Here is a 23,737-nt window from a genome sequence, read left to right as displayed (position 1 = left end):
TCATTCTGCGGCCTCCAGGCCGTCTTGCCCCAAGATGGGCAGTTGCATCTCGAACACCGCGCCGCCGTTCTGGCCGTTGCGCGCGGTCAGCCGTCCGCCATGGTCGTTCACGATACCCGACGAGATGGCAAGCCCCAAGCCGACCCCGTCACCGGCGCGTTTCGTGGTGTAGAAGGGTTCGAACAGGTTCTCGATATTCTCGATCCCATGACCGTTGTCGCGTACCGCCAGCACGGCGGTTTCGCCCGCGGCCAGTATGATCTCCACCTCGGGCTCCACCACTGATTTGGTGGCGTCCAGCGCATTGCGCAAGAGGTTCACCATGACCTGCTCCAGCCGCATCCGATCGCCCATCACGATCACCGGCTCTTCAGGCAGGATCTGGCTGATCTTGACGTGGCGCTGACGCAGTTGCGGCTCCATCATCGACAGCGACGAAGCCAGCGCCTCGCCAAGATTCACGGGCGAAAACGCATCCGCCCCTTTGCGAGCGTAAGACTTGAGCTGCCGCGTGATCGCACCCATCCGCTCGATCAGACCGTCGATGCGGCCAAAGCTGGCCAACGCCTCTTCTGGGCGGTTGCGGCGCAGCAGCAGCCGTGCGCCCGCCAAATAGGTCTTCATCGCCGCCAGCGGCTGGTTCAGCTCGTGACTCACCGCCGCCGACATCTCGCCCAAAGCGGCCAGCTTCGAGCTTTGCGCCAGCGTCTGTTCCGCCACTTCCAGCGTCTTTTCAACCCGTTCCCGCTCGGCGATTTCGCGCTGCAGGCGGGCATTCAATGCGCGAAGCTCCGCCGACTCGCGCTGGAACAGCGCCATGCGAAAAGTCGCCCTGCGGCTAAGCGCATAGAAGGCCAGCGCCAGCAGAATCGCAAAGCCCATGATCTCGAGCGCCAGAACGCTGTTCACTTTTTCGCGGATCGAGGAATAGGTCGTGAACGAGGTCATCTTCCAGCCGCGGAACGGAATCCGCGTCTCCATTCGCATGACCGCTTCGCCCTGCAGGTAGGCGTCGGGCGGCAGTGCCGTCCAGTCGGCGGTGGCCCGTATGGCGCGCTCGATGGCCCCCTGCGGGTGCTGCCGCAACAGCGCCTCCTGCTCGTTCAACCCACGCCACTGAGGTTCGGTCGACAGGATGATCGTGCCAGTGCTGTCGGTCACCATCACGGCATCCGAAATCCCGGCCCACGCGCTTTCGAATTTCTGCAGGTCCACCTCGACGACGATCACGCCCAGAATCTCGGCGCCGGCTTCAAGCCGCCGCGAATAAACGAAGTGATAGCCCCCGGCCTCACGCGGGATGACCGAGAAAATCGTTGAATTGGACCGGATCGCCTCCACGAAATAGGCCGCGCTGCGGTGCCCTTCGCCCAACCGGTTGCGGTCGGTCGCGGCGACCGCCCGGCCGTCGCGGTCCAACAGCATCAGCGACGCCGCGCCGATTTCCTCGACGAAGGACAGCAGGCGTTGCGTCGACAACGAGAAATCGCCCGACTGCAAGGCCGAGATCAACGTCGGATCCCGCGCCAGCAACTGCGGCACGATGGCGTTGCGGCGCAGCTCGCTCAGCAGGTTGCCGGAATACAGCGTCAGCCGCAGTTCAGCCCGATTGCGGGTGGATTCGGTGAACCGGTCGGTCAGCAGGCTGTTGGTGACCCACACGGTCGCGGCCGCGGCCAGCAACAGGCCGAATACCGCCAGCCGCAACCGCCACCCCAGCGGGGCGACGCTGCCGAAGATCGATTTCCAGCCTTTTTGCGCGTCGGATGTCATGAGCCGAGGCTACGCGCCGATGCACCTGACCTCAAGTCACGCAGGCGTCAGCACCCCCGACAATGCGCGGAAGAGCGCCACCCCGTCGGTGCCGCCATGCGCAGGATCCGCCGCCCTTTCGGGATGGGGCATCATACCCAGCACGCGCCGGTTGTGCGACAGGATACCGGCAATATCACCGCGCGAGCCGTTCGGGTTGTCGACATAGGTGAACGCGATTCGGTCCTCGTCTCGCAGGCGGCTGATGGTGTCGTCATCGGCAAAATAGTTGCCGTCGTGATGCGCGATCGGAATGCGGATCACGTCGCCGGCGTCATAGCCCTGAGTAAAGGCGCTGTCGGCGGTCTCGACCTTCAATTCCACCGTGCGGCAGATGTATTTCAACCCGGCATTTCGCAGCAGCGCGCCTGGCAGAATGCCGGTCTCGGTCAGAATCTGGAACCCGTTGCAGATGCCGACGGCATAGCCGCCGCGTTCGGTATGTTCGACCACGGCCTTGCAGATCGGCGATTGCGCGGCGATCGCGCCGCAGCGCAGGTAGTCGCCATAGGAAAAACCGCCCGGAACGCCCACGATGTCCACGCCCTGCGGCAGTTGGGCATCCTTGTGCCAGACCATGTCGACCTGAAACCCGACCTGTTCGAAGGCAACGGCAAGATCCCGGTCACAGTTGGACCCGGGAAACACGACAACGGCAGCGCGCATGGCAAACCCTCCTTGGGGAAACGGCTGGAAAACTCAGACCAGTTCGATCTCGTAACGTTCGATGACCGTGTTGGCCAACAGCTTTTCGCACATCTCGGCCACGTCGGCCTCGGTTGCGCCCTCGGCCAGTTCAAGGTCGATCACCTTGCCCTGACGCACGCCTTCGACCTTGTCGAACCCCAGGGCGCCCAGGGCATGGCGCACGGCCTCGCCCTGCGGGTCCAGAACCCCGTTCTTCAGCATAACGTGCACTCGTGCCTTCATCTCAGGTCGTCCTCTGGTTCACTTGCGAAACCGTGTGGCCTCGCCATTTCCAAATCCTTGTTGCCGCTGCCCCTGGTTGGGCCCCGGCGTCAGTTGATCAGCGTGGGTTTTGTCACGTTGCTTTTGGGCAGAACGCCCAGCCGCCGCGCAACTTCTGAATAGGCGTCGGTCAGGCTGCCCAGATCGCGGCGGAACACGTCCTTGTCCAGCTTTTGCCCTGTCTCGATGTCCCACAGGCGGCAGCTGTCGGGGCTGATCTCATCCGCGACGATCAGGCGCTGGAAGTCACCCTCGTAGACACGACCGATCTCGATCTTGAAGTCGACCAGTCGGATGCCCACGGCCAGCATCACGCCGCTCATGAAGTCGTTCACCCGCAGCGCCAGGCTGAGAATGTCGTCCATGTCCTGCTGGCTGGCCCAGCCAAAGGCGGCGATGTGTTCCTCGGTCACCAGCGGATCACCCAGCGAATCGTCCTTGTAGCAATACTCGACGATCGGACGCGGCAGCTGCGTGCCCTCGGCAATACCCAGCCTTTTCGACAACGACCCGGCGGCATAGTTGCGGACGATCACCTCCAGCGGGATGATCTCGCAGCTGCGCACCAGTTGTTCGCGCATGTTCAGGCGGCGGATAAAGTGGGTCGGCACGCCGATCTGGTTCAGGCCGGACATGAAGAATTCGCTCAGGCGGTTGTTCAGGACCCCTTTGCCGTCGATCACGTCCTTCTTTTCGGCGTTGAACGCGGTGGCATCATCCTTGAAATACTGCACGATCGTGCCCGGTTCGGGGCCTTCATACAGGATTTTGGCCTTGCCTTCGTAAATCTTCTTGCGACGCGCCATGTGCGACCTTTCCAGCGTGGGGCGAGGGAATGAGTCCCTGCGCTCTGGCGCTCTCATAGTGCAAGCCCCCCTTTCCCGCAAGTTCATGCATCCGAGAGGCTTTGATGCAGCGCAAATACCTTGCACCCGACCGCGCGTATGGTCATATCATCATCAAACGCAACACTACCCGAAGAGGCCCGACACCGATGACCACGTTCGACGACCGCGAAAACGCCTTTGAAGCAAAATTCGCCCATGACGAAGAAATGCAGTTCAAGGCGCAAGCCCGTTGCAACAAGTTGCTGGGCCTGTGGGCTGCGGAAAAACTGGGCAAAAGTGGCGACGAGGCCGCCGAGTACGCAAAATCCGTGGTAATAGCCGATTTCGAAGAAGCCGGCCACGAAGACGTGGTGCGCAAAGTCGCCGCCGATCTGGGCGATCTGTCCAGCCCCGAGGAAATCCGCGCCAAGATGGCGGAACTGCTGCCAGTGGCCAAAGCTCAGGTGATGAGCGAAGCCAACTGAGGCACGCCGCCCACCTCATGATCTTCATGAGTATTATGAATTTGATTTGACGTCCCGGTCATGCGACACGGGGCGTCTAAATTTTTGGCCCTCGGGGCCACAACTCCGGACATCTCCAATGACCAATGCGCTGACCAGACTGCTGGAAACGAAGGACGCCATTCTTGCTGACGGCGCCACCGGAACGAACCTGTTCAACATAGGGCTGCAATCGGGTGACGCGCCCGAGCTGTGGAACACCGACCAGCCCGACAAGATCCGCGCCCTGTATCAGGGGTCGGTGGATGCAGGCAGTGACCTGTTCCTGACCAATACATTCGGCGGAACCGCTGCACGTCTGAAATTGCATGATGCGCATACCCGCGTGGCCGAGCTGAACCGCATCGGCGCCGAACTGGCGCGCGAGGTGGCGGATTCCGCCGGGCGTCCGGTCGTGGTTGCAGGATCGGTCGGCCCGACCGGCGAAATCCTGGAACCAGTGGGCAGCCTGACCCATGCCGAGGCGGTTGAGATGTTCCACGAACAGGCCGAGGCGCTGAAAGCCGGCGGCGTCGACGTGCTTTGGGTAGAGACGATCAGCGCGCCGGAGGAATTCCGCGCCGCGGCCGAGGCCTTTGCCCTGGCCGACATGCCCTGGTGCGGCACCATGAGCTTTGACACCGCCGGGCGCACCATGATGGGCGTCACCTCGGCCGATCTGGCGCAGCTGGTCGAAACCTTGCCCAACCCGCCGATCGCCTTTGGCGCAAACTGCGGAACCGGCGCTTCAGACATTCTACGCACGGTTTTGGGTTTTGTTGCTCAGGGAACCGAACGCCCCCTGATCTCCAAGGGCAATGCGGGCATTCCGAAATATGTCGATGGCCACATCCACTATGACGGCACGCCCGAGCTGATGGGCCGTTACGCCGCCATGGCGCGCGACGCCGGGGCTACCATCATTGGCGGCTGCTGCGGGACCATGCCCGAACACCTGCGCGAAATGCGTAAGGCGCTGGACACCACGCCAAGCGGCGCGCGTCCGACACTGGACCAGATCACCGATGCGCTGGGACCGTTCTCGTCCGCAAGTGACGGAACCGGCGACGAGGCGACGCCCGAACGGCGCACACGCCGGCGCCGCCGGGCCTGAAGGTCAGCGTCCCTCGAACCGGGGGACGCGTTTTTCCAGAAAAGCCACCACGCCTTCGGCAAAGTCCCGTGTGCGCCCGCATTCGCCCTGCAGATGGGCCTCGACCTGCAGCTGCTGTTCCAGCGAATTTTCCCACGTGCCGCGGATCGCCTTTTTGATCGCGCCGAAACCTGCGGTCGGACCCTTGGCCAGATACTCGGCGCGCTTGCGCCAATGGGCCTCGAATGCGTCATCTGCCACGGCTTCGTAGATCAGGCCCCAGTCATCGGCCTGACGGGCGCTGATCTTGTCAGCGAACAGTGCCGCCCCCATCGCTTTGGCCATCCCCATCTGGCGCGGCATGAACCAGGTACCGCAGGCATCGGGCAACAGGCCGATCTTGGCGAATGCCTGCAGAAAATAAGCGCTTTCGGTCGCGATCGTCACATCGGCACACAGCGCCAGGTTGGCCCCGGCCCCGGCAGCCGGACCGTTGACGGCGGCGATCGTCGGGACCGGGCAATCCCAGATTGCCTTCAGCATCGGCTCGTATTCGTCCCGCAGCGTGCCTTCCAGGTCGATCTTGCCGGTGCTCGAGGCATCGCCCAGATCCTGGCCGGAACAAAAGGCCTGCCCCGCCCCGGTCACGACCACGGCCCGCGCGTCATGGGCGGCCTGTTTCATCGCGTGGGTGATCTCGGCCCGCATCTGGGTTGTCAGCGCGTTCATCTTGTCGGGCCGGTTCAGCGTCAGCACCGCCAGACCGTCCGTGATGTTCAAAAGCACCGTTTCGTATTCCATGAAGTCCTCACCTGGCACAGATTTTCCCGAACCCTGACGCAATTGCCCGGCAAGGGAAAGTCAAACCACGCGTCAGTCTTCCAGAATACGGCGCAGCCGCTCCTGCTCTTCCTCGCTCAGAGCGTCGGTTTCGGCCGTTGCGGCGCTGCGGGCGCGACCGCGCAGGAAACTCCACCCCATGATCGCCGCGATCAGCAACATGATCGGCCCGGCCAGCCACAGCAGCAGGTTCACCCCCGTGGTCTTGGGCTTGAGCAGAACATATTCGCCATAGCGGTCCACGATGAAGTCAACCGCCTCTTCGTCCGTATCGCCGGCCACCAATCGTTCCCGAACCAGCAGGCGCAGGTCGCGCGCCAGGTCGGCGTTGCTTTCGTCGATGCTTTCGTTGCGGCAGACCAGACATCGCAGCCCGGCGCTGATCTCACGCGCGCGCTGTTCCAGAACCGGGTCGTCCAGCACTTCGTCCGGCTGCACCGCCAGCACGGGCGAGGCCAGCAACATCAGAACAAGGATCAGGCGTTTCATTCCGCTGCAACTCCTACGGGCATGTTTTTGCGCGCCCCCGCCGCCACGCGGAACCGGCGGTCGGACAGGCTGAGCAGCCCACCCAAGGCCATCAGGATGCAGCCCCCCCAGATCCAATTTGCCAGAGGCTTGATATACGTCCGAATGACCCAGCCGCCGTCATCCTGCTGGTCGCCGATCACAACATAGACGTCACGCAGAAAGCGGTAGTCGATCGCCGCTTCAGTGGTGGGCATCGCCGCCACCGGATAAGTGCGTTTTTCGGGGTTCAGGGTTGCGACGGTTCGGCCATCTTTTTCCACGAGGACATCCGCCATGGTCGAGAAATAGTTCGGGCCCTCGACCTCGCGCACCCCCTGCAGGGTGAAGGCAAACCCTCCGACCTCGAATGTCTCGCCCACACGGGCGACGCGGATGTCTTCGACCTCCCAAGCGGTCAGGCCGGCGATGGCGAACATCGTGATGCCCAGCCCGGTGTGGGCCACAGCCTTGCCCCAATCTGCCCCCGGTAGACGCATCAGGCGCGCCACGCTGCCCTTGCGGCCCGTTCGGCTCCACAGGTCAACGATGGCGCCAAAGGTGATCCAGGCGCCCAGGAACAGCCCCACAGGCCCCAGCGCGCTGCGCCCCGTCTGTACCACCCAGACGATGATCGCCAGCGACACAGCCAGAACGAAGGCATAGCGCAACTGCCACGCAACCCGGCCCAGCTTGCCCCGCTTCCACGGCAGCATAGCGCCCAGGGGCAGCACGATCCCCAATACCACCATGAACGGCGTGAACGCGGCGTCAAAGAACGGCGGCCCCACCGACAGTTTACGATCGAACATCATCTCGGCCAGCATCGGCCACATGGTGCCAACGAACACGACAAAGCTGCTAACGGCCAGCAGGATGTTGTTCAGCACCAGCGCGCTTTCGCGGCTGACCATGCCGAACACCCCTTTGGCCTCCATCGCCTGCGCCCGCGCGGCGAACAAGGTCAGCGCGCCGCCGACGAAGACCACAAGGATCAAGAGGATGAACACCCCGCGCTCGGGGTCATTGGCGAAGGCATGGACCGACGTCAGAAGGCCCGAGCGCACGATGAAGGTTCCGATAAGCGAGAAACCAAAGGCGATGATGGCCAGCAGGATGGTCCAGCTTTTCAGCGCCTCGCGCTTTTCGACCACGATAGCCGAATGCAGCAGCGCGGCGGCCAGCAGCCAGGGCATGAACGAGGCATTCTCGACCGGGTCCCAGAACCAGAAACCGCCCCAACCCAACTCGTAATAGGCCCACCAGGACCCCAGCGCGATGCCAATGGTCAGGAAGATCCACGCCGCCAGCGTCCACGGCCGCACCCAACGGCCCCACGCGGCGTCGATGCGCCCCTCGATCAGGGCCGCGACCGCAAAGCTGAACGCCATGCTTAGCCCCACATAGCCCAAGTACAGGAATGGCGGATGGAAGGCCAACCCCGGATCCTGCAGCAGCGGGTTCAGGTCGCGCCCGTCAAACGGGGCCACGGGCAGCCGGTCGAACGGGTTCGAAGTGAACAGGATGAAGGCATAGAATGCCACGCCGATGGCCCCCTGCACCGCCAACACCCGCGCCTTCAGCGTAGGCGGCAGGCCGCCGCCGAAAAAGGCCGCCATGGCGCCAAAGATCGCAACGATCAGCACCCACAACAGCATCGAGCCCTCATGGTTGCCCCAAGTGCCGCTGAGTTTGTACAGCATCGGTTTGGCCGAATGGCTGTTCTCGACCACGATCCGCAATGAAAAGTCCGACGTCGCGAAGGCCCAGACCAACGCGCCGAAGGCGAACCCGGTCAGCAGAAATTGCGACACCGCGGCCGGTTCGGCGAAAAACATCCACGAAGGCCACCGCTTTGCCGCGCCGATCAACGGCACGACACTTTGCGCAATGGCCACCAGAAAGGCGAGTATAAGGGCGAAATGTCCAAGCTCGGTAATCATGCGCCCGGTATACCCTCGCCCCGTGCCGAGCGCCAATCACTTTCGCCGCCCTTACGCGCACATAGTGTCGCGCCTCAGGCCCGCAGACGCCGCCAGTCGTCCAGCGCCGGGTTGGGGTCCGGGGCGGTCAGTTGGGCAGTCAGTTCCGCATCCGTGCCCGGGTCGGCTGCGCCGGGGCTGTCCGCCCGCATCTGGCGCAGCGTCTGAAGGTTGGCCATCACCTGCGGCGCGCGCATCATCGTGACCGAGATGTCGCGTTGCAGATCCTGCACCTTGGCCTGATGCCGCGCCCCGAAATAGAAGGACACGATCACGCCCAGCAGCCACCACAGCGGCTCGGGCACCAGCGCGATGCCCTGCATCCGCGCCGCAAACCACAGCGGATCGACCATCGCCGCCACGAACAGCCCTAGCGTGCCCAGGGCCAGCGCCGGGCGTGGAAGCCGGTTCAGCCCGTCCATGAACCGGTCGAATCCGCCTTTGCGCGGCACCGCAAATTCGGCGCCGAACTGGCTCATGGCCTGCCCGCGCATCTCGACGTCGCGCACGGCGCCGGCCTCGGCATTTTCTCGGAAAACTTCGGCTGTTTCGCGCACCACGTTGCGTCCGCCCCCGAACAGCAGATCGAAAATTCCCGCAATCAACCCCATACTGCGACCCTTTCGTGAAACTCCGATTCACTCAGATGGTAGGACGGAGACAGAAACGCCTCGGCCCGACGGATCCATCCGCCCTTGCCGCCGGTCCGGCTACGCACATATTTGCGCGAGGCCGGTCGCCGGTCGGCCAAACGGAAATAATAGTTCCGCCGCGCCACCCCGTAGGCATCGCGCAGCGCCATCGGATCGGGTACGGCGGCCTGCGCGCAAGCCGCGGCGGTCTGTAGCCCCATCACCCCGTCAACGATCACCGCGAACCCCATCTGCACCAGCAGGCGCTGCAGAATGCGTACGGACTGGGCCCCAGCGTTGACATACATGTCGAACAGCGACGGCTGTAGCGCCTCGGGGGCAAGCCCAAGCCGGGGTTTCCGGAAAAAATGCGCGATGAATATCTCGACCGCCTGTTCCCGGCTCAGCGCCATCACGTCGCGCCGGTCAACCACGCCATCATCCGTCAGGTCGACCCCAAGGCGGCGCATCGTGTGGATGGTGACGCCGTGTTTCGTGGCCCCGCCCGGGTCATCCGGGTCATCGACGAACCCACCTTCGCGGGCCACGATCTCCCACGCGATCTGCCGAACCGTCTGCATGCTGCACCTCTGTGTTCTCGTGCAGCCAAAACTCGGCCAAAAGATTTAATGGCTCGAAACGACAGCGGGCGCTGCCCGGCCCGACCGCGCAACGCCCGCCTAAATCAACCACCCTGCGGCAGAGCCAAGATCAGCTCTCGCCGGCCTCCTTGTATAGACCCTGCTCTTTCAGGGCGTCCATGACCTCTTTGGGCATGTAAGTCTCGTCGTGTTTCGCGAGGATTTCGGTAGCCTGGAAAACGCCGTCGACATAGCTGCCGGTGCCGACCATGCCCTGGCCCTCGGAGAACAGGTCAGGCAGCACACCGGTGAACGACACCGGAACGCTTTCACCGCCATCGGTCACGACAAAGCGCACCGTCTCGCCCTGCCCGCGCACGATTGACCCTTCTTCGACCAGCCCGCCGATGCGGAACACCTCGTTCGGCGCCGGCGGTTCGGCGATCACCTGGCTGGGCGAGCGGAAATAGTTGATCCCGTCTCGCATTGCATAACCGATCAGGCCCGTCGCCAGGGCCAAGGCGACGAAAGCCAACAGAATGATCTGTACACGACGACGTTTCTTCAGCGTCTTCATCTCGCCCTCATGGGAACAGTGGGGCCATCATCAGCCCCGTCGTTTCAGGTTCACCTAACATCAGGTTTGCGTTCTGCAAGGCCTGCCCACTGCTACCTTTTGTCAGGTTATCCAGCGCCGCGATCACGATGGCACGGCGTTCGATCCTGTCAGCAACGACGCCTATGTGACAGAAGTTCGACCCGCGCACATGGTGGGTCGAAGGCGTCTCGCCAAAAGGCAGCATGTGGATGAAGGGCTCGTCCGCATAAGTCGCACACAGCGTTTCATATACGCTCTGCGGGTCGCCCTTTACATACGAGGTCGCCAGAATGCCCCGGTTCGCGGGGATCAGGTGCGGCGTAAACTGGATGTGAACCGCACGGCCGGCCAGCTTCGAGAACTCCTGATCGAACTCGCCCAGATGCCTGTGGGTCCCGCCGACGGCATAGGCGTTGGTGCCTTCGCTCAGCTCGGCGTGCAGAATGTTCTCTTTCAACGCCCGCCCTGCCCCTGAGACAGCGCATTTCAGATCAAGAATGATGTCATCCAAATCGATCACCCCGGCCGAGATCAGCGGCCGCAGCACATATTGCCCCGTCGCCGCGTTGCACCCGGTGCCTGCAACCAGCCGGGCGGTGCGGATCTCGTCGCGGTAGAACTCTGTCAGGCCGTAGACAGCCTCGGCCTGCTGTTCCAACGCGACATGCGGGTTGCCATACCATTTCTCGTATTCCGCCGGATCGCTCAGCCGGAAATCCGCCGACAAATCAACGACTTTCAGGTCAGAGGGCAACTCGCGGATCACTTCCTGGCTGGTCTTGTGCGGCAGCGCGCAAAAGCACAGGTCGATCTGGCCAAAGTCTATTTCCGAGATCTTGCACAGGCGCGGCAGGTCCAGATGGCGCAGATGCGGAAACACCTCGGCCATGGTCTGCCCGGCCTTGCGCTCGGCCGCCAGAGCGGTGATTTCCATGTTCGGGTGTTCGGCGATCAGCCGCACCAGTTCGGCACCGGTATAGCCCGAAGCGCCCAGGATTGCGATTTTGTGGGTCATGTCAGACCTCGTTCCTTAATGTGTCACGACTGGCAACCATCGCATGGACGGTTCCCCCGAATAAATCCGCGCGCCGGCCCGGTCCTTGACCGAAGTCAGGCGGCCTGAAAGGTGATTTGTCGTCGCAGAAACTGCGTTGCCCGGTCGCTGACCTTCTTGGGATCGCCCGTGGTCAGGAACCCGGCCTCACCGGTGCCCAGCATGCCGGGGTGCCGCTTCAGATAGTCGGCAAGGCTTTCGGCAACCAGGTCACCCTGGCTGAACACCTGCACGTCCGGCCCCAAGGCCGCCTGAAAGGCCTCGGCCATCAGCGGGTAGTGCGTGCAGCCCAGAATCGCAGCCTGCGGATGGGGCATCTTTCGCTTCAGCGCGTCCACATGGCTCCGCACCAGGGCCTCGGCCAGGATCATGTCGCCTTCTTCGATGGCATCGACCACGCCACCACAGGCCTGCGCCTCGACATCCACGCCGATGGCGCGGAACGCAAGTTCACGCTGGAACGCACGGCTGGCCACGGTCGCCGGCGTGGCGAACAGGGCCACGTGCTTGACCGCCACTTCGCGCGGGGGGCTGTTGTCGCCCCACTGGCGCTCGGTCAGCGCCTCGATCAGCGGGACGAACACACCCAGAACGCGCTTGCCCTGGGGCACGCCCTCTTCCTGCATCCGCCGCAGCGCCGCGGCGCTTGCCGTGTTGCAGGCCAGAATCACCAGATCGCAGCCGCGCGACCACAGGTCCTGCACCGCGTTTCGGGTCAGTTTGTAGATATCCTCGGCGTCGCGCACGCCATAAGGCGCATGCGCGCTGTCCGCGAAATACAGGAAATCCACATCCGGCAGACGTGTCTGCGCGGCGTTCAGGACGGTCAGCCCGCCCAATCCGGAATCAAAGATGCCTACTGCCATTTGCCCCTTCAGGCGCGATGCCGTTCCTCGAATTCATAGCCATAGTCATACGACTTCAGCGGCTTCGGAGACAGCTCATACGTGGCTTTGCGCAAGAAATCCATCATCTTGCGCGTATCGCCGGCCAATGGGTCCAGAACGTCGCGGCCGATGGGCTGCCCCACGACCACATCCACCGGGGTATCGACGCGCTTTTTGAACTCTTTGATCAGCAACCCCATGCGCAACGTGACATGCAAATGGCTGGCGATCTGGAACAGGCGCGACGTGTGGCCATCAAAGAACAAAGGCACCACGTTGGCGTTCGACTTGGCCACCATCCGCGCAGTGAAGCCGCGCCACCCCGGATCCATCGGATGCGCGAACGGCCGGGCTGCCGTGCTGACCGTACCGCCGGGAAAAATCCCGATTGCGCCACCCTGTCCCAGATAATCCAAGGCGGTTTTGCGAGTCCGCAGGTTCAGCCGCATCGCCTCTTTGCTCTGATCGAAGGATATCGGCAGGATAATGCGGTTCAGGTCCTCGGCCTTGTGGAACACATGATTGGCCAGAATCCGGAAATCTCCACGGGTCTGGGACAGCACATGCCCCATCATCAATCCATCCAGGATCCCGTAAGGATGGTTGGCGATCAAGATCAGCGGGCCGTCCTTGGGGATGTTGGACAGCGCCCCGCCCACCACATTCAGGCTCAGCCCGTAACGTTCGACCATGACCGACCAGAAATCGCGGCCATTGGCGACCTCTCGCTCGTAACCATCCGCGCGCCGGATCAGGCGCAGCCGACCGGTCGTGTTCTCCATCAGTTTGATGACCATGCGCCCACCCCGCGTTTCAGCAGAATGGGCGTAGGAAATATCCCGAGCGACTTGGCGACGTGATTTCATCACGGGTCTCCGGTGTGGCCGTCACGGGACGGCGCGGACGGGAACTCTACCGCGCCTCCATGACACCGATATGACGTTACTCTGCCGCAGCCCGCGTCTCGGTACCACCTTGCCGGATTACGGCCAGAAGCTCCTCACGCCGCTTGGCGGCCTTGGCTTCGTTGGCGGCCAATACCGGACCGAAACCGCGGATGTCCAGCGGCAACCGCGCCAGCGCGACAATCGCATCGCGGGTGTTGTCATCCAGCTTGGGCAGGACCTCTTTCATGTCCTTCTCGTACTGACGGATCAAGGCCCGCTCCATCCGGCGCTCGGCGGTATAACCGAAGATGTCCAGCGGCGTGCCACGTAGCCCCTTCAGCTTGGCCAGAACCTTCATCGGCCCCAGCAGCCATTCGCCGAATTGCCGTTTGCGCGGACGCCCGTCCGACCCTTTGCCACCCAGAATCGGCGGCGCCAGGTGGAAGGTCATCTTGAAATCGCCGTCAAATTCGGCGGCGGCCTTGTCGCGGCTGTCCAGCAGCAGGCGGGCCACTTCATATTCATCCTTGTAGGACAATAGCTTGTGATAGCCACGCGCGACGGCATCCCGGACCTTCGGGTCTTCGATCGACTCGACCAGCTTGAGATAGCGCCTGGACAACCGTTTGCCCTGATAGGCCACCAGATGATCGGCGCGGAAGGCGATGGCCTGATCGGGCGTCTTGGGCAACTCGGTCACCGTGGGGGCCACGATGCGCGCCACTTCCTCGGGGTGAAGAACCGCCCATCGGCCGACTTCGAAGGCGCGCTTGTTGCGCTCGACCGCGGCGCCGTTCAGCTCGATCGCGGTCATGATCGCCTCATGGCTGACCGGCAGCAGACCGCGCTGCCACGCCGCCCCGAACACCATCATGTTGGAATAGATCGAGTCGCCCATCACCGCGCGTGCCAGCTCGGTCGCGTCGAACAGGGCGAGCCCGTCCTTCAGCCGCGCCTCGAGCGCCAGTTCCAGCCGGTCGACCGGAATGTGGAACTCGGTGTTGCGGGTGAAATCGCCGGTGATGATCTCGTGGCTGTTGACCACTGCGCCGGTCTGACCAGTGCGCGTCAGCCCCAGCGTCTTGGCCCCGGCTGACACCACGAGGTCACCGCCGATCAGCGCATGCGCCTCGCCGGTGGCCACGCGAATGGCGCTGATGTCCTCGGGCTTGCTGGCCAGGCGACAGTGGATATGCACCGCGCCCCCCTTCTGCGCCAACCCGGCCATTTCCATCATGCCCGCGCCTTTGCCGTCGATCTGCGCGGCCTGCGCCAGAACCGCCCCGATGGTCACGACTCCGGTGCCGCCGACGCCCGTGATGACCACGTTATGCGTGCCCTCGATCTGCGGCAGAACCGGCTGCGGCAGATGGGGGATGTCGATTTCGGTGGTGGCTTCCTTGCGGATCTTGGCACCTTCCAGCGTGACGAAGGACGGACAGAACCCGTTGAGGCACGAGAAATCCTTATTGCAGCTGGACTGGTCGATCGCCCGCTTGCGTCCCAGCTCGGTTTCCTTGGGCACGATCGAGACACAGTTCGACTGCACCCCGCAATCGCCGCAGCCTTCGCAGATGTCCGAGTTGATGAAGACGCGCTTGTCCGGGTCCGGGAAGGTGCCGCGCTTGCGGCGGCGGCGTTTCTCGGCGGCGCAGGTCTGGACGTAGACGATGACCGACACGCCTTCGATCTCGCGGAACTTGTTCTGAACCGCCATCAGCTCGGCCCGTTCGTGGATTTCCACGTCGCCGGGCAGCGCCTTGAAGTTCACGTCTTCCTTCTCGTCATAGACGACGGCCACATACTGGACGCCCATGGCCTTGACCTCGCGCACAATGCGCTCGGCGGTCAAATGGCCCTCGTTCTCCTGCCCGCCGGTCATGGCGACCGCATCGTTGAACAGGATCTTGAAGGTGATGTTGGTTCCGGCCGCCAGCGCCGCCCGGATCGCCTGAACGCCCGAATGGTTGTAAGTGCCATCGCCCAGGTTCTGGAACACGTGTTTCGTAGTCGAGAACGGCGCCTCACCGATCCAGTTGGCGCCTTCGCCGCCCATCTGGGTAAAGCCGGTGGTCTCTCGATCCATCCACTGCACCATGTAGTGACAGCCGATCCCGGCGTAGGCCCGGCTACCTTCGGGCACCTTGGTCGAGCTATTGTGCGGACAGCCCGAGCAGAAATAGGGCAGCCGCGTCGCGATCTCCTGCGCGTTGTCGTTGCGGCGGGCCTCGTGCAGGCTGGCCAGCCCTGCGCGGATTCCGTCGGTTTCGCGACCTTCCTCGATTAGGATCTCGCCCAGCTTCTCGGCGATCATGATCGGATCAAGCGCGCCACGGGTCGGGAACAGCTCTTCGCGGTGCAGCGTGCCTGCCCCGCCCTTGTACCAGCCGTACACGCGACGTCCGCGACGGTCATCAAAGATCGCCTCTTTGACCTGCACCTCTATCAGCTTGCGCTTTTCCTCGACGATGATGATCAGGTCCAGGCCCTCGGCCCAATCATGGAACCCCTTCATGTCCAGCGGGAAGGTCTGGCCGATCTTGTAGGTGGTGATACCCAGCCGTTCGGCCTCGGCCTCGTCGATGTTCAGCAGCGACATGGCGTGCACCAGGTCCAGCCAGTTCTTGCCCGCCGCGGCAATGCCGATCTTGGCCCCGGGCTTGCCCCAGACCCGCCGGTCCATCCGGTTGGCGTGCGAGAACACTTCGGCCGCGAACCGCTTGTAGTCGATGATCCGCGCCTCCTGCAGGTGCGGCGTGTCGCCCAGACGGATGTTCAGCCCGCCCTCGGGCATGGCGAATTCCGGCGTCACCAGCTGCATCCGGTTGGGCCGGCCATCCACGACCGAGGTCACCTCGATCGTATCCTTCATCGTCTTGAGCCCAACCCAGACCCCGGCAAACCGGCTGAGCGCAAAGCCGTAGATTCCATAGTCGAGGATTTCCTGCACCCCGGCCGGGCTGACCACGGGCATGTACATGTCGACCATCGACCATTCAGATTGGTGCAGCACGGTCGAGCTTTCGCCGGTGTGGTCGTCGCCCATCGCCATCAGAACGCCGCCGTGTTTGGCGGTTCCGGCCATGTTGGCGTGACGCATGACGTCGCCCGACCGGTCCACACCCGGCCCCTTGCCGTACCACAGGCCAAACACGCCGTCATACTTTCCATCGCCGCGCAGACCCGCCTGCTGGCTGCCCCACAGCGCCGTCGCGGCCAGGTCCTCGTTCAGGCCGTACTGGAACACCACGTCGTTTTCGGCCAGCTGCTTCTGCGCACGCGACATCTGCAGGTCGACCGCCCCCAAAGGCGAACCCCGGTAACCAGTGACCAGACCGGCAGTATTGAGGCCCGCCGCCCGGTCGCGTTCCTTCTGCATCAGCATCAGGCGCACCAGCGCCTGCGTGCCGTTCAGCAGAACCGGGCTTTTGGTCAGATCGAAACGGTCGTTGAGCGAAATCTTTGGCTGACTCATCAGACGCCTCCCCACGTCGGAACAGTGTGCTGCATTTGCCGTCATTTTAGGTCACAATTTCTGACCTGTATAGGAAAATCCCCCTGCAGCGTAACGATTTCCGCCTTTGAATGTGGAACTTGCTACCTCTTTCATATAGTTCTGCGAAAACATAACGAAAGTTGCGACGATGAATTGGGACAAGCTCAGAATCTTTCACGCGGTGGCGGATGCCGGCAGCCTCACGCATGCCGGCGACAAGCTGAACCTGTCCCAATCCGCCGTCAGCCGCCAGATTCGTGCCTTGGAAGAGGCGTTGGGCGCCACGCTGTTTCATCGCCACGCGCGCGGCCTGATTCTGACCGAACAGGGCGAGCTTCTGTTCGATGCCACCACCGCCATGTCCAAGCGGCTGGAAACTGCCGCCGCCCGCATCCGCGACAGCGAAGAAGAGGTGTTTGGCGTCCTGCGCGTCACCACCACATTCGGCTTCGGCACGCTGTGGCTCGCCCCACGCCTGCCGAAACTGTACGAACAATACCCCGATCTCAACATCGATTTGATGCTGGAAGAGCGCGTCCTCGACCTGCCCATGCGCGAGGCCGATGTCGCGATCCGCATGAAGGAACCCAGCCAGGCCGATCTGGTGCGCAAACGCCTGATGACCGTTCGGATGATGCTCTATGCAACGCCTGAATACCTCGAGATGCACGGCGGAGCGCCACAAACGCTGGAAGACATTTCCAAGCACCGTCTGATTTGCCAGACACCCTCGGCCCCGCAAGTTGGCGTCGGAGCCACGATGGTCAGCCATCTTATGACGTATGAGCCCAGCTCGCTGCTGACCGTAAACAACTATTTCGGCGTCCTTCAAGGTGTGCTGAACAACCTAGGCATTGGTGTTTTGCCTGACTACGTAACCGAAGATTTTCCCAACTTGGTTCCAATTCTGTCGGATATCGAAACCGCCGAGGTGCCTGTCTATCTGGCGTATCCCGAGGAACTACGTCACTCGAAACGGGTCGCGGCTTTCCGCGACTTCGTGCAGGAGGAGATCATCGCGCACCGCAAGCATCTGAAAGAGCTGGGAAAGCTTTAGCCATGCACGAATCGCATAGCGGCCATGAGGGTTCACGCGCAAAAAATTCTTGATCGTTCACAAACTGATCCCTAAATGACCACTCGAAGGCGATGATGCTGAAACGCTCATCATCTTCATACCTCCCTGTTGGACTACGGCCGAGCTTAGTGCTCGGCCTTTTTTTTCATCAACACCGCATCCGGTCGCGTTTTGTTTGTAAAATGCGCTCTGCGCTGCCTATGATCGCGAAAAACAATCATTTTGTGATCGAGGGAATAATGGCAACACATTTCTTGCGTATTCTGATGGCGGCGGTTTCGGCCCTCATGCTGACCCTACCCGCAGCGGCCCAAGAGACCGGCAGTTCCGCCGCCCCGGTGTCGATTCCCGAAGATCTGACTCCCGAACAAGTCGATGACTTGGTCGCCCGCATGTCCGACGACCAGGTGCGCGCCATCCTGCTGGAACGGTTGGACGCGGTCGCAAGGCAGCAAGCCGAACAGCAGAGCACAAAGCGCGGCCTGATTCAGACCATTTCGGACTCAGCCAGCCAGATGGCGGCATCATGGATGGACGTGATCCGCAAGGTCCCGGTTCTGATATCGGCCCAGGTCGAGGCCTTCTCCAATTTCGGCAACAAATTCGGCGCAAACGGCCTCATGACCCTGTTCGGGTTCACCTTTCTGGCGCTTGCGATCGGGTATGCGGCTGAAAAGCTGTTCGGCCTGTGGACCCGCCGCTGGATCCGGCTGATCCCCGAAGACGCGTCCTCGGACCTCAAGGGCGCAGTGCTTTACCTGTTCAAACGCTTCTGCGGCGAGTTTTTGGGCCTGCTGGTCTTTTACTACACGCTGGTTTTCGTTGGCCGCCGATTTCTGGACGATGCGCAAATCGAACAGGCGGGGCCCTTCGTGTTCTATCTGATCTGGTTCCCGCGGCTGGGGGCGGCGATCTCGCGGTTCATCCTTGCCCCACAGCAGCCCCGGCTGCGGCTGGTCAGTATCGACGACAAATGGGCCAAGTACCTGCATCGCAACCTGATCGGTCTATTTCTGCTGATCGGCTTCACCATGTTCATCCTGGATTTCAACATGATGAACGGCGTGCAGCCGGGCGAGTCGCGGCTGGGGTTCTGGCTGAACACCTCGATCCACATCTACATCGCCGTAATGGCCTGGACGGCCCGCGAAGGGCTGACCGAAATGATGCGCGGCTCGGACCCAGATCGCACACAGTTCGACGAAGAGGTGGCGCGTTACTATCCCTATTTCGCCATTGCCGTTTCCATCGGCACCTGGCTGCTGGTCGAATTCCTCGCCGCGCAACGCGACCCGCGGGTTTTCGCCCTGCTGGCGGGGGGCGCGCATTACGTCACCATGTTCTGGCTGCTGATCGCGCCGGCGCTCGATACCTTTATCCGCGGACTGACCCGCCATCTGTTGCCGCCGATGATCGGTGACGGGCCGGTCGCTGAACGCGCCTACAGGGCAACCAAGCGCAGCTATATCCGCATCGGGCGCGTTCTGGCCGGCGTTTTGGTCGTCCTGATGATCGCCAACGCATGGGATCTGGACCTGCAGGAAATCGCGGGCGGAGATTCTGAAACGGGCAGCAAGCTGGTTCAGTTCTTCATCATCATCGCGGTCGGCTACATCTTGAACGAGGTGGTCTCGCTCTGGATCAACCGCCGCCTGGCCAAGGAGCAGACAGCCTCGGAGCAGAGCCCCGACGAGGAAGCCGGCGAAGGCGGCGGTGCCGGCGGCTCGCGCCTGGCCACGGTTCTGCCTTTGCTGCGCGTGACAGCTCAGGTCGCGATCTCGGTGATCTTCGCCCTGCTGGCGCTGGGCGCGCTGGGCTTGGACATCACGCCGCTTCTGGCTGGTGCCGGTATCCTGGGTCTGGCTATCGGCTTTGGCGCGCAGAAACTGGTTTCGGACATCGTGGGCGGCATCTTTTTCCTGATCGACGATGCTTTCCGAGTCGGTGAATACGTCGATGTGGGCGGCACCACCGGCACGGTCGAAAAGATCTCGATCCGCTCGATGCAACTGCGCCACCATCGCGGCCCGGTGCACACCATTCCCTATGGCGAGATCCAGAAACTAACGAACTACAGCCGCGACTGGGTCATCATGAAGCTGAAGTTCACGGTGCCCTTCGACACCGATCCGAACAAGGTCAAGAAGATCTTCAAGAAGATCGGTGCCGAGATGATGGAGGACCCGGTCCACAAGGACGGTTTCCTGCAGCCCTTCAAATCGCAGGGCGTGTTCGATTTCGACGATGTCGGCATGATCATCCGCGGCAAGTTCATGGCCAAGCCAGGCAAGCAGTTCACCCTGCGCAAGGAGATCTTCAACCGGGTGAAGGCCGCCTTCAACGAAAACGGCATCGAGTTCGCCCGCCGCGAGGTCCGCGTTGCGATCCCGGGCCTGGAGGAGACGGAACATCTTTCAGATGAACAGAAAGCGGCCATCAGTGCGGCTGCCGGTGAAATCGCAACTCAGCAGGCCGAACAACAGGCCGAGCAGCAACAGCAGGGAAAGAAATAGGACTGTGTGCCCAAGCGCAAAGACAGTGGTGTCCGCGTGTTGCGATCGCTAGTCAGGCCGCTTCTCGCAAGCGCAGGCGTCGCCTTGGCAAGTGCAGCGGCGGCGCAGGACGCCAATAGTGTCCTCGAAAAGAACCTCGGAGTTCTGGACGACTACACCGAAGACGAAATCGTCGGATTTCAGCGAGGATCGATCGTCGTCGCCCCGATTCCTTTTTCGAACCCTACAATCGGTTCCGGCCTCATTCTGGGCGCTGGGTATCTTTTCCAGATGGACGAAGGATCCAACCCTTCGGTGATAGGTGCCGGTGGATTGCGCTCCGGCAATGGCAGCATGGCCGCAGCCGGTGCATTCAAACTCAATATGGACAACAACCGTTGGATCATCGAGGCACTCTACGGGACAGCAGACGTCCAATACGACCTTTTCACCGGGGTTGGTGTGATCCCCATCCGTCAGGACGGTTTTCTGGGTAGGCTCGGGCTGTCCTATGGGGTAACGCCTGACCTGTCCTTCGGCGTGACCTTCCGGTATCTCGACACGACCATCACCCCCGCCTTTGCGGGACTGCCGCCGATCCCACCTCCCTTCGACCAGTTTCTGAATGTCGAGGTTGGGAATTTGGGCCTGGTGTCCGACTGGGATACACGGGATGACACGATTTACCCGACCAGCGGCCAAGTCCTGCATTTCGAAGCATCACAGGGCTACGGGCTCAGCGGGCTGGTGCAGGATTATTCCAAGTCCTACCTCAATTACACGTTTTACCTGAGCCCCTGGGCCGACGGTGTCATCGCCAGCCGGCTATCTGTGTGCGCCGCTTCGTCCGAGACACCGTTCTTCGATCAATGCGGCATCGGAACGGTGGATGCCTTCCGAGGGTTTTCGGCAACCCAGCTTCTCGATCTGCGCTCGGCTTCTCTGCAGGTCGAGCTTCGCCAGCGGGTGGGCCAGCGCATCGGCCTCATCGCCTTTGCTGGCGTGGGACAAACCGGCCAGAGTTTCAGCGATCTGAGCGACAACGGCACCAATTCGGCCTACGGGATCGGCGCGCGTTACCGGGTTTCCAAGAAATTTCCGCTCGATTTCTCGATAGATGTAAGCCGCAACGACCAGCAGGAGGACAACCTCTACATCTATGTCGGACAGCGGTTCTGACACGGCTGCGCGTTCTTGGCCCTTTCCCCCGGCGCGCCCTTGCCCTAAAAGGCGCGCAATATCGGCCAGCTTGGGGACAGGACAGACAATGCAAGAGCCCGCCATCACACCGGAACTGATTGCCGCGCACGGGTTGAAGCCCGAAGAATACGACATGATCCTCGAGATTATCGGGCGCGAGCCGACCTTTACCGAGCTGGGGATTTTCTCGGCCATGTGGAACGAGCACTGTTCCTACAAGTCCTCGAAGAAATGGCTACGCACCCTCCCTACCTCGGGCCCCCAGGTGATCTGCGGCCCGGGTGAAAACGCCGGTGTGGTCGATATCGGCGACGGGCAGGCCGTGGTCTTCAAGATGGAAAGCCATAACCACCCCTCCTACATCGAACCCTATCAAGGCGCGGCAACCGGCGTGGGCGGCATCCTGCGCGACGTGTTCACCATGGGCGCACGGCCCATCGCGGCGATGAACGCGCTGTCCTTCGGCGAACCTGACCACCCCAAGACCCGCCAGTTGGTCAACGGCGTGGTGGAAGGCATCGGTGGCTACGGCAACTGTTTCGGCGTACCGACCGTAGGCGGCGAGGTGCGGTTCCACCCGGCCTATAACGGCAACTGCCTCGTGAACGCCTTTGCCGCCGGGCTGGCCGATGCCGACAAGATCTTCTACTCGGCCGCGTCGGGCGTGGGCATGCCCGTTGTCTATCTGGGCGCCAAAACTGGCCGCGATGGCGTCGGCGGCGCTACGATGGCTTCTGCCGAGTTCGACGACACGATCGAAGAGAAACGCCCCACCGTTCAGGTCGGCGACCCCTTCACCGAGAAACGCCTGATGGAGGCCTGCCTCGAACTGATGCAGACCGGTGCCGTGATTTCGATTCAGGACATGGGCGCGGCTGGCCTGACCTGTTCCGCGGTGGAAATGGGCGACAAGGGCAAGCTGGGCATCAAGCTCGACCTCGACCGCGTGCCCCAGCGCGAAGAGAACATGACCGCCTACGAGATGATGCTGTCCGAGTCCCAGGAACGCATGCTGATGGTGCTGAAGCCCGAGCTCGAGGCCGAGGCTCGGGCCGTATTCGAGAAATGGGACCTGGATTTTGCCATCGTTGGCGAAACAATCGCCGAGGACCGTTTCCTGATTATGCACGGAAACGAGGTCAAAGCCGACCTGCCGCTTTCGCCGCTGTCGGGCCGTGCGCCGGAATACGACCGTCCATGGGTTCCGACCCCTGTCGCCGAAGAGATGGCCGAAGTACCGCAGATCGACCCGATTGACGGGTTGCGCGCACTCATCTCCTCGCCCAACTACGCGGCCAAACAGTGGGTCTATGAGCAATACGACACCATGGTCATGGCCGATACCGCCCGAACCCCTGGCCTGGGCGCCGGCATGGTCCGCGTGCACGGCACGGACAAGGTGCTGGCCTTCACCTCGGACGTGACCCCTCGATACGTGCGCGCCAACCCCGAGGAAGGCGGCAAGCAGGCAGTGGCCGAAGCCTATCGCAACCTGACCGCCGTGGGCGCCAAGCCGCTGGCCACCACCGACAACCTGAATTTCGGCAACCCCGAAAAGCCCGAGATCATGGGCCAGTTCGTTGGCGCTATCAAAGGCATCGGCGCGGCCTGTTCGGCGCTCGAGATGCCGATCGTTTCGGGCAACGTGTCGCTGTACAACGAAACCGATGGCCAGGCTATTCTGCCCACGCCGACCATCGGTGCAGTCGGCCTTTTGGAGCACGCCGACGAGATCATCGGCACCGAGGTTCGCGAAGGGCATGTGGCGCTGGTGATCGGTGAAACCAAGGGGCATCTTGGCCAATCCGCCCTACTGGCCGTAGTCTTCAACCGCGAAGACGGCGACGCCCCGCATGTGGATCTGGACGCCGAGAAACGCAACGGAGATTTCATCCGCGCCAACCGTCACCTGATCAAGGCCTGCACCGACCTCAGCGACGGCGGGCTGGCGCTTGCCGCTTTCGAACTGGCCGAAGGGTCCGGCGTCGGCGTGCATCTTGAGGACGCTTCGACAGAATTCCTGTTTGGAGAGGATCAGGGCCGGTACCTTGTGGCCTGCAATTTCGATCAGGCCGAAGCTCTGATGATCGCCGCAGGCCAGGCCGGTGTGCCCATCACCAGCGTCGGCCGCTTTACCGGCGACACCGTGCGCATCGGCTCGTCCGAGGCCCCTCTGGCCGAGTTGTCGACGATCTATCGCACCAGCTTTGCCGAGGCCGTAGCCTGAGCCTCGTTCACACCCTTTACGCTCCGAACCCTGCGCCTGCCGAACTGGCGCAGGGTGCTTGTTTCGCCTTTG

Annotated in this window: 20 protein-coding genes; 6 read left to right on the top strand and 14 right to left on the bottom strand. The window is 62.4% G+C overall.

Annotated features, from left to right (window positions below; genetic code table 11):
- From AC2FMN_RS11625 to purC, 4 genes are all read right to left on the bottom strand, one after another.
- Entirely contained in the window at positions 1-1,773 is a 1,773-nt protein-coding gene (locus AC2FMN_RS11625) for a sensor histidine kinase (RefSeq protein WP_496688310.1), read from the bottom strand.
- 36 nt (positions 1,774-1,809) lie between these two features.
- Complete coding sequence (gene purQ / locus AC2FMN_RS11620) at positions 1,810-2,478, bottom strand: phosphoribosylformylglycinamidine synthase subunit PurQ (RefSeq protein WP_496688308.1); 669 nt, start codon at positions 2,476-2,478, stop codon at positions 1,810-1,812.
- Positions 2,479-2,511: 33 nt separating this feature from the next.
- Positions 2,512-2,742: a phosphoribosylformylglycinamidine synthase subunit PurS gene (gene purS, locus AC2FMN_RS11615; protein WP_149775174.1), complete on the bottom strand. Its 231-nt coding sequence runs from the start codon at positions 2,740-2,742 to the stop codon at positions 2,512-2,514.
- An 89-nt stretch (positions 2,743-2,831) separates the two neighbouring features.
- Positions 2,832-3,587 (bottom strand): phosphoribosylaminoimidazolesuccinocarboxamide synthase, encoded by a 756-nt coding sequence (gene purC / locus AC2FMN_RS11610; RefSeq protein WP_496679897.1) that lies wholly within the window; start codon positions 3,585-3,587, stop codon positions 2,832-2,834.
- Between the two features lie 188 nt (positions 3,588-3,775).
- On the opposite strand from purC, the gene AC2FMN_RS11605 reads away from it, so the two are divergent.
- Complete coding sequence (locus tag AC2FMN_RS11605; protein WP_496679965.1) at positions 3,776-4,093, top strand: DUF1476 domain-containing protein; 318 nt, start codon at positions 3,776-3,778, stop codon at positions 4,091-4,093.
- Positions 4,094-4,211: 118 nt separating this feature from the next.
- A complete protein-coding gene (gene bmt / locus AC2FMN_RS11600) occupies positions 4,212-5,225 on the top strand; it encodes a betaine--homocysteine S-methyltransferase (RefSeq protein WP_496688306.1) in 1,014 nt (337 codons plus the stop codon).
- A 3-nt stretch (positions 5,226-5,228) separates the two neighbouring features.
- Here the strand turns inward: bmt and AC2FMN_RS11595 are convergent, their stop codons facing one another.
- From AC2FMN_RS11595 to AC2FMN_RS11550, 10 genes are all read right to left on the bottom strand, one after another.
- A complete protein-coding gene (locus tag AC2FMN_RS11595) occupies positions 5,229-6,005 on the bottom strand; it encodes an enoyl-CoA hydratase-related protein (RefSeq protein ID WP_496688305.1) in 777 nt (258 codons plus the stop codon).
- Positions 6,006-6,077: 72 nt separating this feature from the next.
- Positions 6,078-6,533: a cytochrome c-type biogenesis protein gene (locus AC2FMN_RS11590; RefSeq protein ID WP_496688303.1), complete on the bottom strand. Its 456-nt coding sequence runs from the start codon at positions 6,531-6,533 to the stop codon at positions 6,078-6,080.
- On the bottom strand, positions 6,530-8,494 hold the full coding sequence (locus tag AC2FMN_RS11585; RefSeq protein ID WP_496688302.1) for a heme lyase CcmF/NrfE family subunit: 1,965 nt from the start codon (positions 8,492-8,494) through the stop codon (positions 6,530-6,532). Before AC2FMN_RS11585 ends, AC2FMN_RS11590 begins: the two co-directional genes overlap by 4 nt.
- Positions 8,495-8,568: 74 nt before the next feature.
- Positions 8,569-9,144 carry a holin family protein gene (locus AC2FMN_RS11580; protein WP_496688301.1) on the bottom strand — a complete coding sequence of 192 codons (576 nt, stop codon included), beginning with the start codon at positions 9,142-9,144 and terminating at the stop codon, positions 8,569-8,571.
- Positions 9,135-9,746, bottom strand: coding sequence for a holin-associated N-acetylmuramidase (locus AC2FMN_RS11575; protein ID WP_496688299.1), 612 nt, complete (start codon positions 9,744-9,746; stop codon positions 9,135-9,137). Before AC2FMN_RS11575 ends, AC2FMN_RS11580 begins: the two co-directional genes overlap by 10 nt.
- 130 nt (positions 9,747-9,876) lie before the next feature.
- Positions 9,877-10,323, bottom strand: a complete 447-nt coding sequence (gene ccmE, locus AC2FMN_RS11570; RefSeq protein ID WP_496688298.1) for a cytochrome c maturation protein CcmE — start codon at positions 10,321-10,323, stop codon at positions 9,877-9,879.
- A gap of 7 nt (positions 10,324-10,330) precedes the next feature.
- A complete protein-coding gene (gene argC / locus AC2FMN_RS11565) occupies positions 10,331-11,359 on the bottom strand; it encodes an N-acetyl-gamma-glutamyl-phosphate reductase (RefSeq protein WP_496679879.1) in 1,029 nt (342 codons plus the stop codon).
- 95 nt (positions 11,360-11,454) lie between these two features.
- Positions 11,455-12,264 carry a glutamate racemase gene (locus tag AC2FMN_RS11560; protein WP_496688296.1) on the bottom strand — a complete coding sequence of 270 codons (810 nt, stop codon included), beginning with the start codon at positions 12,262-12,264 and terminating at the stop codon, positions 11,455-11,457.
- A gap of 8 nt (positions 12,265-12,272) precedes the next feature.
- Positions 12,273-13,151 (bottom strand): lysophospholipid acyltransferase family protein, encoded by an 879-nt coding sequence (locus tag AC2FMN_RS11555; protein WP_496688295.1) that lies wholly within the window; start codon positions 13,149-13,151, stop codon positions 12,273-12,275.
- A gap of 76 nt (positions 13,152-13,227) precedes the next feature.
- Positions 13,228-16,647 (bottom strand): indolepyruvate ferredoxin oxidoreductase family protein, encoded by a 3,420-nt coding sequence (locus tag AC2FMN_RS11550; protein WP_496688293.1) that lies wholly within the window; start codon positions 16,645-16,647, stop codon positions 13,228-13,230.
- Between the two features lie 169 nt (positions 16,648-16,816).
- Here AC2FMN_RS11550 and AC2FMN_RS11545 point away from each other — a divergent pair, with 169 nt between their 5' ends.
- From AC2FMN_RS11545 to purL, 4 genes are all read left to right on the top strand, one after another.
- The gene (locus tag AC2FMN_RS11545) at positions 16,817-17,725 is read left to right on the top strand and encodes a LysR family transcriptional regulator (RefSeq protein ID WP_496679870.1); all 909 of its coding nucleotides are present in this window, start codon (positions 16,817-16,819) and stop codon (positions 17,723-17,725) included.
- A gap of 260 nt (positions 17,726-17,985) precedes the next feature.
- Positions 17,986-20,259 (top strand): mechanosensitive ion channel domain-containing protein, encoded by a 2,274-nt coding sequence (locus AC2FMN_RS11540; protein WP_496679867.1) that lies wholly within the window; start codon positions 17,986-17,988, stop codon positions 20,257-20,259.
- Positions 20,260-20,343: 84 nt separating this feature from the next.
- Positions 20,344-21,417, top strand: coding sequence for a BamA/TamA family outer membrane protein (locus AC2FMN_RS11535; RefSeq protein WP_496688291.1), 1,074 nt, complete (start codon positions 20,344-20,346; stop codon positions 21,415-21,417).
- A gap of 88 nt (positions 21,418-21,505) precedes the next feature.
- The gene (purL, locus tag AC2FMN_RS11530) at positions 21,506-23,665 is read left to right on the top strand and encodes a phosphoribosylformylglycinamidine synthase subunit PurL (protein WP_496688289.1); all 2,160 of its coding nucleotides are present in this window, start codon (positions 21,506-21,508) and stop codon (positions 23,663-23,665) included.
- Positions 23,666-23,737 lie beyond the last annotated feature (72 nt).

The organism is Ruegeria sp. BHSC037, assembly GCF_059613045.1.
Note: the sequence above shows the minus strand (reverse complement) of the source record. Positions and strands in the feature narration are given on the sequence as shown.